Consider the following 14,179-nt stretch of genomic DNA (forward strand, 5'->3'; position numbering starts at 1 on the left):
TATTCTTTCTCTTAGTGTATCATATCCACTCTCTCGTTTATGAAAAAAGGATCGCTTTTCTTAACGCTCTTCATTCGCTTGAAAACGCGCTGAATAGAAACGGTGTAAATAAATAGCGATAATAAGTAATATACCGCTCATACAATAACCTGCTAAAACATCAGTTGGATAATGCACAGATAAAATAATCCTGCTTAATCCAATTAAGACAATAAATACAATGGCTACTATCGTTACAAAACATTTTACTGCTACACTTTTTACGTTTGCTGCGATGATATAGGCAAGAAATCCATACGTAACAATCGATAACATCGCATGTCCGCTTGGAAAGCTATATCCGAGCGCCTCTAGCGCCTCATTAATAGTCGGCCGATCTCTTTTCACAATAGATTTAATGCCTTTATTAATAAGATGTGTACTAAGAATAGAAAGAGGATATATTACCATTGCTACATAATAACGTTTCTTCAAAAAAAAGAACAGACTTACCGCTAACACAATTACAATCCCAATTCCAGAACCAAGCTTTGTAACATAACGAAAAAACGTAAGTGATGATTCTGTTTGAAGTCCTGTTACCCTTCCTTTCACATACTCATCAACTATCGTTACTCCGCCAGAACGTACTTTCCATGCAATAATACTAAATGCACAAAGCAAAAGTACGGTGCATACAATCTCATACATATGTAATTTCTTTTTCAAACTACAGTTCCTCCTACTATAAAAAAAACGCGATTTCCGCTAAGAAATCGCGCTTTTTATTACTTTTCTTTTCCTGTCTTCAGTTCTGTCCAGTAACGATCATAATCTTTTATTTTTCCATCCACATCGACAAGCCATTCTGTACGATCTAGCTCTTCTTTCGTTAAGAAAATCATATGATTGTCTTGATACTCTTTGCTGTGAAGAGGACGAGCCTTTTCATTTGGATTACTATATCCAATGGATTCATAGTTTTTCACGCTAACTTTAGGATCCATTAAGTAGTTAATAAATTTCTCTGCAAGCTCTTTATGTTTTGCACCTTTTGGAATTGCTAATGTATCCGCCCAAATTGTGCCACCTTCTTTTGGAACGACGTATCCAACATCTTTATTCTCTTTTGCAATGAACGCCGCATCTCCGGACCATACTGTACCGATCCATGCTTCTTCAGTAATAAATTGTTGTTTAATATTATCTGTATCAAACGCTAATAAATTTGGTAATAATTTTTGAAGATCTGTAAAAGCTGTTTTTAACTCCGCATCATTTGTTGAGCTATTTGAAAAACCATGTTTCTTAAGCCCCATGCCAAGTACTTCACGAGAATCATTTAATAATGCCACGTGTCCTTTATACTTTTCATTCCATAAATCAGCCCAACTTGTTGGCGCTTCTTTCACATGTTTTTTATTATAAGCAATGCCCGTTACACCCCATGTATACACAATTGAATACTTATTTTCCGGATCAAATGGAGGTGTCTTAAAGTTTGAAACGAGATTCTCTACATTCGGAATGTTCTTTTTATCTAATGGTTCTAACAAATCCATTTTTGTCATTGTTTTTACCATATAATCAGACGGTTGAACTAAATCATACTTTGCACCGCCTGCTTGTAATTTCGCAAGCATTTCTTCATTACTTGCATATTTATCATAATTTACTTTCACGTCATATTTCTTTTCAAAGTCTTTAATAACTTGCTCATCAAAGTTATCAGCCCAGCTGTAAATATTTAATTCTTCTTTCTTTTCGCCGCATCCAGCTAACACACCAGCAGCAATTCCGAAAGTAAGTGCAGTACTTGCGACTACTTTCATCCATTTCATTTGCATTCCCTCCTAGTTTGAACTTAATCCTTCATCTTTTACTCGGTCATTTATCCCGCTATTCGTGGGCAGTAATACTCCCACTGATTAAAGTTTCACTTTATTACAATGGAAGATGGCCGCCTGAATTTCCCTCTCCATCTGTACCTTTGCTACGGAACATTTCAGAAGCAAGCATTAATCCAACAATTACAACAATTAAAATTGTCGACAATGCGTTAATTTCAGGTGATATACCACGTTTTACCATACTGTAAATATACAGTGGCAATGTTGTTGAGCCTGGACCTGATACGAAGAAACTAATCACAAAATCATCAATCGATAACGTGAATGTCAATAATGCCGCGGAAATAATCCCCGGTGTAAGTCCTGGTAGCGTTACATAACGAAACGTTTGCCACGGCGTTGCTCCTAAATCATTTGCTGCTTCTTCTAAGTCGCGCCCCATACCCGAAAGTCTTGCTGATAAAACGACAACGACAAATGAAATACTAAATGTAATGTGGGCAATAATAATTGTCATTTGTCCAAGTTCAATACCAAGTTGACTAAACAAAATTAAAAGCGATAATCCCATTAAAATATCTGGAATGAGAATTGGTAAATATACAAGTCCGTTAATTGCACCTTCAAAACGATATTTATAACGATGTAAAGCAATTGCGATTAACACACCTAACAGTGTAGAGACAATTGTCGTGACAACTGCAATCGTCAAACTGTTTATAAGTGCATCAATTACATCCTGTTTTTGAAATAAATCTGTATACCAATGAAGTGTAAAGCCTTTCCACTCCGCATTAATACGTGAGTCATTAAACGAAAATAGCATAAGTACCATCATTGGTAAATAAAGAAACAATAAAATTAGCCAAGAATAAGTGACTAAAAACTTTTTCATCTTCGTTTATTCCCCTCCGTTTCCATAGTTATATACTTTCGTAGCCCGATAATATAAGTAAATTAACAGAACGGAGAATAACACAACAATCATCGATAACGCTGACCCAAACGGCCAATCACGTGCACCTAAAAACTGATTTTGAATTACATTTCCGATTAATGCAACTTTCGAACCACCCATAACGTCTGATACAACGAACATCCCAATAGATGACACAAATACTAAAATCGATCCTGTCGCGATTCCTGACATCGTCATTGGAACTGTTACATGCCAAAATGCTTTGAGCGGTGTTGCTCCTAAATCATATGCCGCTTCTAATTTTCTCTTATCAAGTTGTTCAATCGCTGCATATACAGGCAAAATCATAAATGGTAAGAGTGAATATACCATCCCTAGAATAACAGATGGTGTATTGTATAGTAAGTTTAAAGGTTCGCTAATAATACCTAATTTCAGCAATAGCGTATTGACAAGCCCTTGTGAACGTAAAATAACAATCCAAGCATATGAGCGAACTAAAAAGTTAATCCAAAACGGGATTGTTGCGAGAAGCAGTAAAACAGAACGCCATTTACGATCAACAATCGTCACCGTATAGGCGAACGGATATCCAATCAACAAACAAAGTACCGTTGTAATAACAGCAATTTTTACTGTTTCCCATAACGTCTCCATATAGAGCGAATCAAATACACGTCTAATATTCTCTAACGTAAAGCTCATCTCAACTGTTCCGTACGTCCCGCGCTGTAAAAATGAAAAAGCTAACACAAACAAGAGAGGTACTAAGAAGAAGACAAGTAACCAAATCACTGTAGGTAATGCAAGTAATTTCCCTTTTTTCAATTTAAGGTCACCTCATCCTCTTTTTCCCAACCTACATACACATTGTCACCAATGTTCCACTGCTTCGCTTCTTCTGCGCTTTGATACGCCATCAACAACTCGCCTGTTTTCTCATCCCGAATATATAACTTCTCCATATTTCCAACAAATTCGATATCTTCAATATGGCCAAATTGATACCCTTCAGTAGATGATTCTTCCACGGAACGTACTTTCACGTTTTCTGGGCGTACTGCTACATAGTTTTCTCCTGTTTGAATAATATTATTTTCTCCAATAAACGTCGCAACAAACAACGTTTCTGGCTTGTGATAGATTTCTTTTGGTGTTCCAATTTGTTCAATGTGACCTTTGTTCATAACTACAATGCGATCACTCATACTCATCGCTTCTTCTTGATCATGCGTCACATAAATGAACGTAATCCCAAGATTTCGTTGTAAGTTTTTCAATTCACGCTGTAAATCTTTTCGAAGCTTAAAATCTAGTGCTCCTAACGGCTCATCTAATAGCAACACACGAGGATTATTCACAATTGCACGTGCAATTGCCACGCGCTGCTGTTGTCCGCCAGAAAGTTTAGCTGGTTTCCGATTACGGAATTCTGTTAATTGTGTTAAACGTATCGCTTCCTCAGCACGTTCTTGCTGCTCCGCTTCAGAAACCTTTTGCATCTTCAATCCAAAGCGAATATTTTTCTCAACAGTCATATGCGGAAACAGTGCATAATGCTGAAATACTAAATTCATATGACGTTTATAAGGCGGTAAATCATTAATCGTTTCTTCATCAAGGGAAATTACCCCTTTTGTCGGTTTCTCAAAACCAGCAATCATACGAAGTAATGTCGTTTTCCCACAACCACTCGGACCAAGAATTGTTAAAAACTCGCCCTCTTTAATGTCTAAAGAAAGAGGCGGAATAATAACTTGATTTCCAAAATGTTTTTCTACTGCTTCGACCTTAATAATATTTTTCATCTTCTCTTCCTATCTACCTCATATTTTTGATATTCATAAATAACCCAAGTATTCTATATGCAATAACTTTGCTTCAATCTAAACGTTTAATCACGTAATACAAGCGTGATTAGTGGTGAATGCACGCCACTGATAGAAGCTTCACTTTATGTAATATGTCTGCTTCAATTTTACACGATACACACCTTGAATAGAAAAACCCCTTCGTGTTGAAGGGGTTTTTATCATACGGACGAACCAATTGATAAACACCATCATCATTTTAACAATTTTCGAATGAATTTTAAAGCACTTTTTGTAGAAGAATAGCGAATTTTCATATCAAACGTTGTCGATTGAGACAAAATGCTTTTATAATGTGAAAATGCTTGAAAACTCTGCTCTCCGTGATAGCTGCCCAATCCACTTTGACCAACACCACCAAATGGTAAATACGGCGTTGCTAGATGATATACAACATCATTAATACAACCACCTCCATAGGAAATAGATTGTGTCACTTGCTTTTGCAAATCTCGTTCTTCAGAAAAAACATATAGTGCAAGTGGTTTCGGATGACGCTGAACAGTTGTTATGACATCTTCTATATGATCATACTCTAATAATGGTAAAATGGGACCAAAAATCTCATCTTCCATAACAGCATCGTTCCATGTCACATCTGTCAGTACTGTAGGTTCAATTAATAGTTTATCTTGATCATAATTCCCACCTATTACAGCCTGGCCGTCCTCTAAAAATGAACACAATCTTTCAAAATGACGCCTGCTCACAATGCGAACATACTTTTCATTTTGCAATGGCTTCTCTCCATATTGTTCATGCACAGCTTTTCTCATTTCTTCTATGAATTGATCTTTAATAGAAGAGTGAACGTATACATAATCAGGTGCAACGCACGTTTGCCCCGCATTTAAAAATTTCCCCCATACAATTCGCCGCGCTGTAACATCAAGCTTTGCATCTTTATGTACAATACACGGACTTTTGCCGCCAAGCTCAAGTGTAAGAGGTGTTAATTGTTTTGCAGCTGCCTCCATAACAATTTTTCCAACTCCCACACTACCAGTAAAGAAAATATAATCAAACGGTTCCTTCAACAAAGCTGTGCTCACCTCGGCGCCGCCTTCCATCACAGCGACAAACTCAGATGGGAATAACTCCGTTAATATTTTCGCAAGAACTCTAGAAACATTTGGTGTTAACTCTGAAGGTTTTAAAACAACCGTATTTCCAGCTGCAATAGCTCCAACTAACGGAGCAATCGCCAGTTGAAATGGATAATTCCACGGGGCAATTATTAACGTTACGCCATACGGCTCCGGAATAATTTTCCCTTTTGATCCAATATGAGTCATTGCCGTTTTCACACGCTTTGGTTTACTCCATTTAGAAAGATTCTTTATCATAAAAGAAATTTCTTTTAATGTATATCCAATCTCTGTTGTATACGATTCATGCTCTGATTTATTTAAATCCAGCTTTAGCGCTTCAAAAATCTCAGACTCATAGCGCTGAATACTTTCATATAATGCTCGTAACTGTTTCTTTCTTTCATCTATTTCTCTTGTTTTCCCACTATAAAAGTAGGATTTTTGTCTTTCCACAATAGAAGCAATCGTCATAAAGCTTCCCCCCTTTACTTCACCATATATTATAATACATTTCTGGTTTCTTCTTATTAAAAAATGAACTGATATGTAAAAATTTATTATTTATGTTCCGTAACTACTCAGCCATACATTTCATTTAGAAGTTTAGTAAGGAGTATAATTCCAGCGAAAATACACTTACCTATAATTGCTGCCATGAAGATAAAAATGGACCTACACCTCGCTGCCTTTCTTTGTTTTCAAACTTTGCGCGTGGCAGGAAAAGGCCCTGACCGCTACTATACATAGCCAGTCCCTCTCGATCACTTAAAAAAATGCTTTTCTATCGGTTTTTCATAGAGTGACTGAGTAGTTACTATGTTCCTATAAAAAAAGCTGTTGAAAGGAATCCCCTTCAACAGCTTCTCCATTATTAACGATATAAACGAACTGCACCTGCAGAATTATCATCTGCTTGTCCAACTACTTCAAATTTCAATCCAAGCTTCGGCACTTTACGTCCTGCATCTGGGATTAAGTTGTTCATATACGATTTAGAATCATCGAACTTCGTTACACCTGGTAGCCCTTTGTAATCAAATGTTCCGCGTGTTGGAGATACAACTTTCCACGCTGGCGTTTGATTAAATGAGAACGCAGCATCTGCAATTTGGTATCGTGTGCTATTTGCAACAGTTGGTTTACCATTTAATGTTCCCACAATTGCATCTGGATGAGAATCAACAACACCTAAGAATCCCTCTCCAGGATGAACCCCAACCCAGTTATCTGTGTAACTAGAGTCTGCATACCATACAACAAGACCTGTATTATACACTGGACCGCGGCCATATTGTAACGCTTCATCAGCACCAGCGTAGTTTCTCCACTCTAAATAGTAGTTATGCTTCTTCTTATCAAAACCGTTTGATACAACGAAGCCATTTAATTTTAATTTTGCATCGCCCTCTGCATCATCAGAGAACACAACATTTCCATCTACAGTTAATGTAGCATTATCAAGAGTAAAACCGTTCGGCGCTAAACCACCATCTGTAATATATTCAAATACTAATTTTACTTTTTGACCTTTAAATTGGCTTAAGTCATATGACTTGTCTATCCATTTACCGTCAGTTGTATCCATGTTGCCTTTCACACTTTCGTCACCGATTTTATCAACTAACGTTTTTGTTCCATCTTCCGCAACCGCATATACTTCAAGGAAATCATAATCTGCTTCAATTTCGTATAGCGTTTTGTAATCAAACTTTGCATTTGTTGCATTCGCTAAATCAAATAGCGGTGTTTCTAATGTCGTATGAAGATCGTCACCTTTTGTACTATAGTAGTACTGTTTACCAAATGCTGCTGGAATGCCTTTTACATCTTTGTCTGGTAAGTTTACGCGAACCAGACCAGGACGTTTTGTTTTTGAAACACTTTGATCTAAGTATGTCGCAAAACCGATACCGCGATTTAATTTATCGTAGTCAACGTCTACAATGTTTGCCCAGTTTCCACCAATGTTCTTTTGAAAGAACTCTTTGTTTTGCGGAGAGAAACTTGTTGGCGTTGTACCTGCAATGTTACCTGCCCAGCTGCCGCCGCTCATAATAGACCAAGATTGAACTGGTTCACCTGCACCAGTATACTGTGTATCATACTCATCAGGAAGACCTAAATCATGACCAAACTCATGCGCGAATACACCAACCGCTCCATCTTCTGGCTCAATTGTGTAATCGAACGCCGCCATTTTGCCGCCCCAATATGGAACTTTTGCTTCTGTACCTTCAACTGGATATGGTTTTGGTCCAATTGTCCAGCGATGTGACCAAATTGCGTCATCTCCTAATTTACCTCCACCAGCTTCTTGTCCAACACCAGCGTGAAGTACCATTAGATGGTCAACAAGTCCATCTGGCTCATTTTTATTGCCATCACCATCCATATCATATTGATCAAACACATCAAAATCAGCTAAGTTTAAACCGCTATCCACTGCTGCTTTTAACGCATCTTTTACAAGGTCTCTTGGTCCTAACGGGCTCTTATTGTCATGACCACTGCCAGCATCATCCCCGTAGTCCGCAGCTTTACCTGGAACTGTTAACCACTTTGTTACTGTTCCATCTACCGTATAACTACCACCGGATTGCTCTTCATAATACTTCTTAAATGTCTCAATTTTTGATCCATCAAATAATGTAAACGGCTCATCACCAAACAACATTTTCTGATAATGTTCTTGATTAAAATCATTTGTATACATATAACCAGGTTCTTGATCAATATTGTTATGTTTAAAATCAGCATATTCTACTAGTAATACAAGTACTTTATCTTTACGAACATCACCATTATATTGTTTTTGCTTCGCTGAACTAGTTGGTACTTTGCCGTTTAATCCCCCTTTAACCGGCTCTTGTCCAGCTACCGGACCACCAGCAGGCTGATTTGCCTTTTCTTTTGCATCCGCTTTTGTATCTTTAACTTTTTTCAAAAAGTCAGAAGCTTCTTGCGTAACATTATCCCCCGCTGCTGGTTCTTTTCCAGCATTTTCGCCTTTTTTCTTCTCTACGTATTTTTCAACTGCTTTTAATGTGTCTTCTTTCGACGCAGAATCACTAATTACACCGCGCTTTTTCAACGCTTCTGCTAAACGCTCCTCAGGAATTAAATGATCGTCGACTGGACTTGAAGGTACTACATTAGACGGTGTTGCCGCATAAACAGATTGGCCTCCAAACCCAAATGTGCAGCTAAGCACAGCTGTCGCCGCAAGCGTAGACAGCACTTTAAAAGGTTTTTTCTTCATCCCTATTCCTCCCTAAACTCAAATATGTATCAATATTTTGATAATAATAAAAATTCTATAAATTCACAATATATTGTCTTAATTTGTAATACTTTTGAAAAAATCCATTATTAAGTATAAATCGATATAATGATATTATGGTTTTAATAGCATATATTAATAAATATTTACAAAACTATTAAAATTTTTGTGTGTAATACAAGATATTAGCCTCGTTGGGTAATTTTTCAAAAATATATATGAATTTTACTTTTTTTAATGCAATTATAGTTTTAGATATTATAATAGTCTTAGTGCGTTTTTAGTTTTCTAGCTTTTATAACCGCAATTATTAGGGAGGCGTCATTTGTGCAAACTGATAACAAAGAAGTACTTGATTCAGAATGGATTGATTTATTGTTGGAAGCTTTAGATATGAATATTAGTAGTGCAGAAGTATCTAACTTTTTGCAACACGGAAATCAATCAGCACAGAACTAACCGACATTGTTTTCTTTAAAGAAAAATGTGTTATAATAAATTAAATCTTAGGTATACAGTAAGAAAGGTGCGCTAATATGATTGGAGAACGTATAAAACGACTGCGTCTACAAAGAGGCATCTCCTTAACAGAACTTGCCGAAAAAGCAGGCGTTGCAAAGTCATATATTAGTTCCATTGAACGAAACTTACAAAAAAATCCTTCGATTCAATTTCTCGAAAAGATTTCTAACGTTCTGCACGTTTCTGTTGATGTACTTCTTCATGATGAGCCAGCTGAAGAATATACATTGGACTCTGAGTGGATAAAACTCGTTAAAGAAGCCATGCATTCTGGTGTTTCAAAAGAACAGTTTCGTGAATTTTTAGAATTTAATAAGTGGAAACAAAAACAAAAATGATGCAGAGAGAGTACTTTCTATGAAGGTGCTCTTTTTATTTGTATTATAAAAAGCGGAGGAAATCCTCCGCTTTTGTTATATTTCTTACTTCTCTTCACCATCAGTTTGTGAAGCATTGAAAGTCCATTCTAAATTCAATTTGTCGCCTTGGAAGATATTTTGATCTTGTCCATTATCTTCAAACACAAATTGCACCCATAAGTAATCCTCTGAACCAGCTTTTAATCCACCTTCTTCACTCCATTCAGGAGCAAACACGTCTTTTGCAACTACATCTGGATCTACTTTTTGCAGGTCAGCTAATGTTGTTTCATAAACTGGTTCGCTTTGTTTATCCCAGTTCCAGATAAACTTCACTTTAATGTGCTTACCTAAATCTTCACCATTATTATCGCCTTTGCTATCAATTACTGCATATTTAGTTGCTAGCTTTACATCTTTGATTGTTAATGAACCTTTATTTTGTAATAAAAATTCTTTTTTCACAGAATCGCCTGGTTTTAAGTTATCAATATCAACGATTGTTTTTGGATTAAGTGCAAGATCTAACGTACCAGCCGCAAATGTATTATTGGATACCTCTTTATCGCTAAAGTATGCAAACGTTCCTCCACCGATTAAAGATAACCCTAATGCTGCTGATGCTACTCCCATGCCTAACTTTTTCTTAAGACCCATTCTAAATTCCCCCAATTCTCTTTTTATTGTTAGCTCTTATGTAGATAAGAGGTGTAACTAATAAAATAATTTCTTCGTATCGACATAATCGTTGCGCGTCTGCTACCCCATTATCTCTATGTATGTTCTTTAATAAGCTCCCTTGGGTTCATTATAAAGAACAAGTGGTATAGAAATAAAATCTCAAAAAGTTCTGTATTTTCTGTTTTTAAGTTGTTTTAATTTATTTTCCTGTCTTTTCCGTTACTTTTCTTACAATTTCTCTTTTTTTTATACATATATAATGCTTTTCTTTATTTTCACTTCATAAGCATCCCTCATAAAAATATGCTATAAAAAAGGAAAAATATCTTATCTTTTCGCTTAAAAACTATGATCTTTCTTTATTGTATCTTGTGATGCATGAAATGTACATTTGAAATTCACTTTTTCACCTTGGAACATATTTTTAGTCATATCCGAAGTGTATGTGTTACTGCTTTGTTTCCGCAACTGCGTCTTCTTTATTTCCCTCAGGCTGTGCTGGCGCCGCTGTAACTGGTTGATTTTCCTTCAACTGTTCTTCATTCGTATGATTCTCCTGCTTTTTCTCTTCTTGTTTTGAAGGCTGTACAGGTGATATGTTCTGGACATTGTTTGCTTGTTTCTGTTTCTCTTCATTAATTTGTTTTTCTAATGCCCCGATGCGTTCATCTATCTTTTGTAACACTGCTTGTTTATCAACTTCACTGCAAATACTTTGAATTTCTGTAAAACCAGTTTGTACATATTTTAATACTTCTTGTGCAGAACCCTCTTTATTTTTCTTTGCATCTTCTACCGCTTTGTTATAATATGAGTCAATCTCCGTATAGTTAGTTTGCAGCGCTGTGATTTCCGCCGTAATTGCTTCACGGCTTTGCTTCCATGTAACAAGCTTACCCTCTAATTCTGCAACAGTTTCATTTCCATTTGCTGCACGATTTATCACATTGTAATGATTGAAAATAGCTTCTCTATGTTGCTTTGCTTCCCCTGTTAACTTTTCAATTGCTTTTGGAAAAACCATTGCAGTTGATAAGGTTGCCTCTACTTTTTGTTGATTCAAAAAAGATGCTTCGGTATATGTCACTACTTGAGATCCCATATAAAAAGCCATAGAACATATACATGGTAATATAAGTATATTCCTTACTTTCTTTGAGGATTTTTTCATATTCACACCTACCATTTGATGAATTTATATTCCTTATAAAGAATTATAACATTCTATATAAAGAACAAGACCATCTAATAAAGATAGCCTTGTAAATTTCTTAAACTTTATCTTTCTTTACCAGCAGTTTGCTGCGCAGCAAATGTCCACTTCAATTGAAGTTTATCGCCTTGGAATTCATTTTGATCCTTGTTATTATCAACAAATCCAAACTTCATTGTAAATTCATCCCGCATTAACGGGCAGTAAGATCCCCACTGATGGAAGTTTCACTTCATCAAATTTCCCTGCAGAAATACCCTTCTCATCTACACTATAATCTGTTTGAAGTAACACTTTTTTAATCTCATTCCAACTTCCTACTAAACTATATATATTTGTTAACTCTCAATAATTAAAGAGTATAACCATTTATACAGATTGTCCTGCATCAGAAGACTTGTTTTTCTTTTCAGAATCAATGCTGCGCAATGCTCCAAAAATAGTAACTACAGAATAACCTAACAATAAAACACCTGGAATGATTAATAACAACGCTGCTCCTGCTTTCGAATTTGCATAGTTTAGTAAATAACCAACATGCGGAACAGTAATATCTGCATACTTCCCAATTACATTTTCAGCAAGAACTGGGTTTAAATCAGGACCATTATTATTGTCCCCTTTTGTTTCATAGGCCACTTTTCCATTTATATTTTTCACATCAATAATGCGGTGAGTAACAATCCTCTTATCTTTCTCTTTAAACGTAATAACATCGCCTTTTTTATATTTTGAACCATCTTTCGTTGGTTCAATTGCAATAATAGATCCTGTTAAAAACGTAGGTTCCATCGATCCTGATAATACCGTCTTGAACTGGTATCCCATCACTGTTGGATCGCCGCCACTCGCCTTTGATGAAATAACAACAAACGCTAAAACAACCATAATCGTAAACAAAACAAAAGAAATGATATTACTAATAACTTTCCAAACTAACTTCATCTGTCTCCTTCCTTTCGTTGGTTTCGTCTTTATATAAGCATACTGCACAAAATATTCAAATTCGATGTTCTATTTAAAGAACTCACAAATATATTATAACGAATATTCAAAAAACACAATAAAAAATAGGCAAAATTCATTTACCTATTTTCACCGAGACAACTTCTTCTGTTTTTTACGATTCCAAAGAAATACCCCAATACTAAGGAAAATAAGAATACCTGCACCAATACCAGCCATTAGCTTATACGAAAAGGTAGACTTTGTTACACTACTCTCTTTCGGCTTCTCAAACACAACATCCTCTTTCGAAAGAACATTAATACTTTCTATCGTTTGATCATTTTTTTTAATATCTACAGTCCCAATAACATCACCGCGGCGAAGACCTGCTTTATATAAATTCGCCTCATCGACATGATTTTCTTTAAAAACAGCTTGTACATTTTTAGCTTCTCCTTGCTTTAATACAAGGTCAACACTTCGTTCCAATTCACCATTTACTGATTTATTCAAGTAAAGCATTTCCTTTGTCCAGTTGTTTTTATCTAACACTTGTTGTTTTGCAAATTGCGGAAATGCATAATCAGCAATCTTTCTCATGTCTTCATAAATTTCTGGCTTTTGTGAGGACATTACGACATTAATAATACGATTTCCATCTTTCTCATTTATTTGTACAAGTGTATTATGAGCTTCATTTGTAAAACCTGTTTTCCCGCCAATACAATTTGGATTTTCAAAATATTGTCCTCTATTAAAAATAGAAACAGTTTGTCTTGATGTTGTAACAGTTGTTCGCTTCGTATTCATTGCTGTCATGATTTCCGGGTGTTTCATCACACCTCTCGAAATCATCGCCATATCATACGGCGTTGTATAATGATTGGGATCATGCAGACCACTTGGCGTAACAAAGTGACTATCCTTTGCACCTAACTGCGCTGCCTTCTCATTCATCATCTTCGCAAAATTTTCTGGACTTCCTGCTACGTGCTCTGCAATCGCATACGCTACATCATTTGCACTTAGCACCATTAAAATCATAAGGGCAGTATCCCGATCTACCGTTTCCCCTGCTTGAAATTCAATTTGATAATTACTTTTCTCTTGTTCAAGAGCCTTTTGAGAAAAAGCAATTCGCTCTCCAGACTGCACATGCTCCATCAATAAAATACTCGTTAACACTTTTGTTATACTAGCTGGAAAAGCACGCTGATGCGCATTTTTGTCATACAAAACATCACCTGTTTTCGCGTCGATTGAAACAGCAAACTGTCCAAACACATTCGGGTCTTGCAAACTTTCTGCATACAACTTAACAGGCGCAAGCAAAAATAACAAGGTTGCAATAACTAAAGCCGAAATTTTCTTAAAGCTAAACATGCTACTCTCCCTTTTCTTTACTCTATATGTATACGTTATTTATTATAAAAATCAAAATGGAATATGAAACTACCTTTTTATTC

Annotated in this window: 13 protein-coding genes and 1 pseudogene; 2 read left to right on the forward strand and 12 right to left on the reverse strand. The window is 36.0% G+C overall.

The window, feature by feature from the left end; all coding sequences use genetic code 11:
• Positions 1–60: 60 nt before the first annotated feature.
• From BM350_RS07570 to BM350_RS07600, 7 genes are all read right to left on the reverse strand, one after another.
• Positions 61–708: a phosphatase PAP2 family protein gene (locus tag BM350_RS07570; RefSeq protein WP_090915225.1), complete on the reverse strand. Its 648-nt coding sequence runs from the start codon at positions 706–708 to the stop codon at positions 61–63.
• A 59-nt stretch (positions 709–767) separates the two neighbouring features.
• Positions 768–1,820: a polyamine ABC transporter substrate-binding protein gene (locus tag BM350_RS07575; protein WP_090915223.1), complete on the reverse strand. Its 1,053-nt coding sequence runs from the start codon at positions 1,818–1,820 to the stop codon at positions 768–770.
• A gap of 103 nt (positions 1,821–1,923) precedes the next feature.
• Positions 1,924–2,724, reverse strand: coding sequence for an ABC transporter permease (locus BM350_RS07580; RefSeq protein WP_090915221.1), 801 nt, complete (start codon positions 2,722–2,724; stop codon positions 1,924–1,926).
• Positions 2,725–2,730: 6 nt separating this feature from the next.
• Positions 2,731–3,576 (reverse strand): ABC transporter permease, encoded by an 846-nt coding sequence (locus BM350_RS07585; protein WP_090915219.1) that lies wholly within the window; start codon positions 3,574–3,576, stop codon positions 2,731–2,733.
• Positions 3,573–4,556: an ABC transporter ATP-binding protein gene (locus tag BM350_RS07590; RefSeq protein WP_090915218.1), complete on the reverse strand. Its 984-nt coding sequence runs from the start codon at positions 4,554–4,556 to the stop codon at positions 3,573–3,575. The genes BM350_RS07585 and BM350_RS07590 overlap by 4 nt, the downstream gene beginning before the upstream one ends.
• A gap of 257 nt (positions 4,557–4,813) precedes the next feature.
• Positions 4,814–6,211: an aldehyde dehydrogenase gene (locus tag BM350_RS07595; protein WP_280141369.1), complete on the reverse strand. Its 1,398-nt coding sequence runs from the start codon at positions 6,209–6,211 to the stop codon at positions 4,814–4,816.
• Positions 6,212–6,581: 370 nt separating this feature from the next.
• Complete coding sequence (locus BM350_RS07600) at positions 6,582–8,969, reverse strand: immune inhibitor A domain-containing protein (protein WP_090915214.1); 2,388 nt, start codon at positions 8,967–8,969, stop codon at positions 6,582–6,584.
• 348 nt (positions 8,970–9,317) lie between these two features.
• Between BM350_RS07600 and BM350_RS07605 the strand changes: the two genes are divergently transcribed.
• Complete coding sequence (locus BM350_RS07605) at positions 9,318–9,449, forward strand: anti-repressor SinI family protein (RefSeq protein WP_139207651.1); 132 nt, start codon at positions 9,318–9,320, stop codon at positions 9,447–9,449.
• Between the two features lie 77 nt (positions 9,450–9,526).
• A complete protein-coding gene (locus tag BM350_RS07610) occupies positions 9,527–9,850 on the forward strand; it encodes a helix-turn-helix domain-containing protein (protein WP_090915210.1) in 324 nt (107 codons plus the stop codon).
• Between the two features lie 84 nt (positions 9,851–9,934).
• Here the strand turns inward: BM350_RS07610 and calY are convergent, their stop codons facing one another.
• The 5 genes and pseudogenes from calY to BM350_RS07635 all read right to left on the reverse strand — a co-directional run bounded on the left by calY (position 9,935) and on the right by BM350_RS07635 (position 14,096).
• Positions 9,935–10,528 carry a biofilm matrix protein CalY gene (gene calY / locus BM350_RS07615; protein WP_090915208.1) on the reverse strand — a complete coding sequence of 198 codons (594 nt, stop codon included), beginning with the start codon at positions 10,526–10,528 and terminating at the stop codon, positions 9,935–9,937.
• Between the two features lie 472 nt (positions 10,529–11,000).
• A complete protein-coding gene (locus tag BM350_RS07620; protein ID WP_170857664.1) occupies positions 11,001–11,639 on the reverse strand; it encodes a DUF4047 domain-containing protein in 639 nt (212 codons plus the stop codon).
• Between the two features lie 191 nt (positions 11,640–11,830).
• A pseudogene (locus BM350_RS07625) lies at positions 11,831–11,953 on the reverse strand (TasA family protein); the annotation flags it as partial.
• A 181-nt stretch (positions 11,954–12,134) separates the two neighbouring features.
• On the reverse strand, positions 12,135–12,710 hold the full coding sequence (locus tag BM350_RS07630; RefSeq protein ID WP_090915200.1) for a signal peptidase I SipW: 576 nt from the start codon (positions 12,708–12,710) through the stop codon (positions 12,135–12,137).
• Positions 12,711–12,860: 150 nt separating this feature from the next.
• Positions 12,861–14,096 (reverse strand): D-alanyl-D-alanine carboxypeptidase family protein, encoded by a 1,236-nt coding sequence (locus tag BM350_RS07635; RefSeq protein ID WP_090915198.1) that lies wholly within the window; start codon positions 14,094–14,096, stop codon positions 12,861–12,863.
• Positions 14,097–14,179 lie beyond the last annotated feature (83 nt).

The organism is Bacillus sp. 103mf (assembly GCF_900116295.1).
Lineage (GTDB): Bacteria > Bacillota > Bacilli > Bacillales > Bacillaceae_G > Bacillus_A > Bacillus_A bruguierae.

What these genes read in the sequence shown, in the direction of transcription:
- BM350_RS07610 (WP_090915210.1), top strand. Translation starts at nt 9,527, where the DNA reads ATGATTGGAGAACGTATAAAACGACTGCGTCTACAAAGAGGCATCTCC.
- BM350_RS07580 (WP_090915221.1), bottom strand. Translation starts at nt 2,724, where the DNA reads ATGAAAAAGTTTTTAGTCACTTATTCTTGGCTAATTTTATTGTTTCTT.
- BM350_RS07635 (WP_090915198.1), bottom strand. Translation starts at nt 14,096, where the DNA reads ATGTTTAGCTTTAAGAAAATTTCGGCTTTAGTTATTGCAACCTTGTTA.
- calY (WP_090915208.1), bottom strand. Translation starts at nt 10,528, where the DNA reads ATGGGTCTTAAGAAAAAGTTAGGCATGGGAGTAGCATCAGCAGCATTA.
- BM350_RS07590 (WP_090915218.1), bottom strand. Translation starts at nt 4,556, where the DNA reads ATGAAAAATATTATTAAGGTCGAAGCAGTAGAAAAACATTTTGGAAAT.
- BM350_RS07630 (WP_090915200.1), bottom strand. Translation starts at nt 12,710, where the DNA reads ATGAAGTTAGTTTGGAAAGTTATTAGTAATATCATTTCTTTTGTTTTG.
- BM350_RS07600 (WP_090915214.1), bottom strand. Translation starts at nt 8,969, where the DNA reads ATGAAGAAAAAACCTTTTAAAGTGCTGTCTACGCTTGCGGCGACAGCT.
- BM350_RS07575 (WP_090915223.1), bottom strand. Translation starts at nt 1,820, where the DNA reads ATGAAATGGATGAAAGTAGTCGCAAGTACTGCACTTACTTTCGGAATT.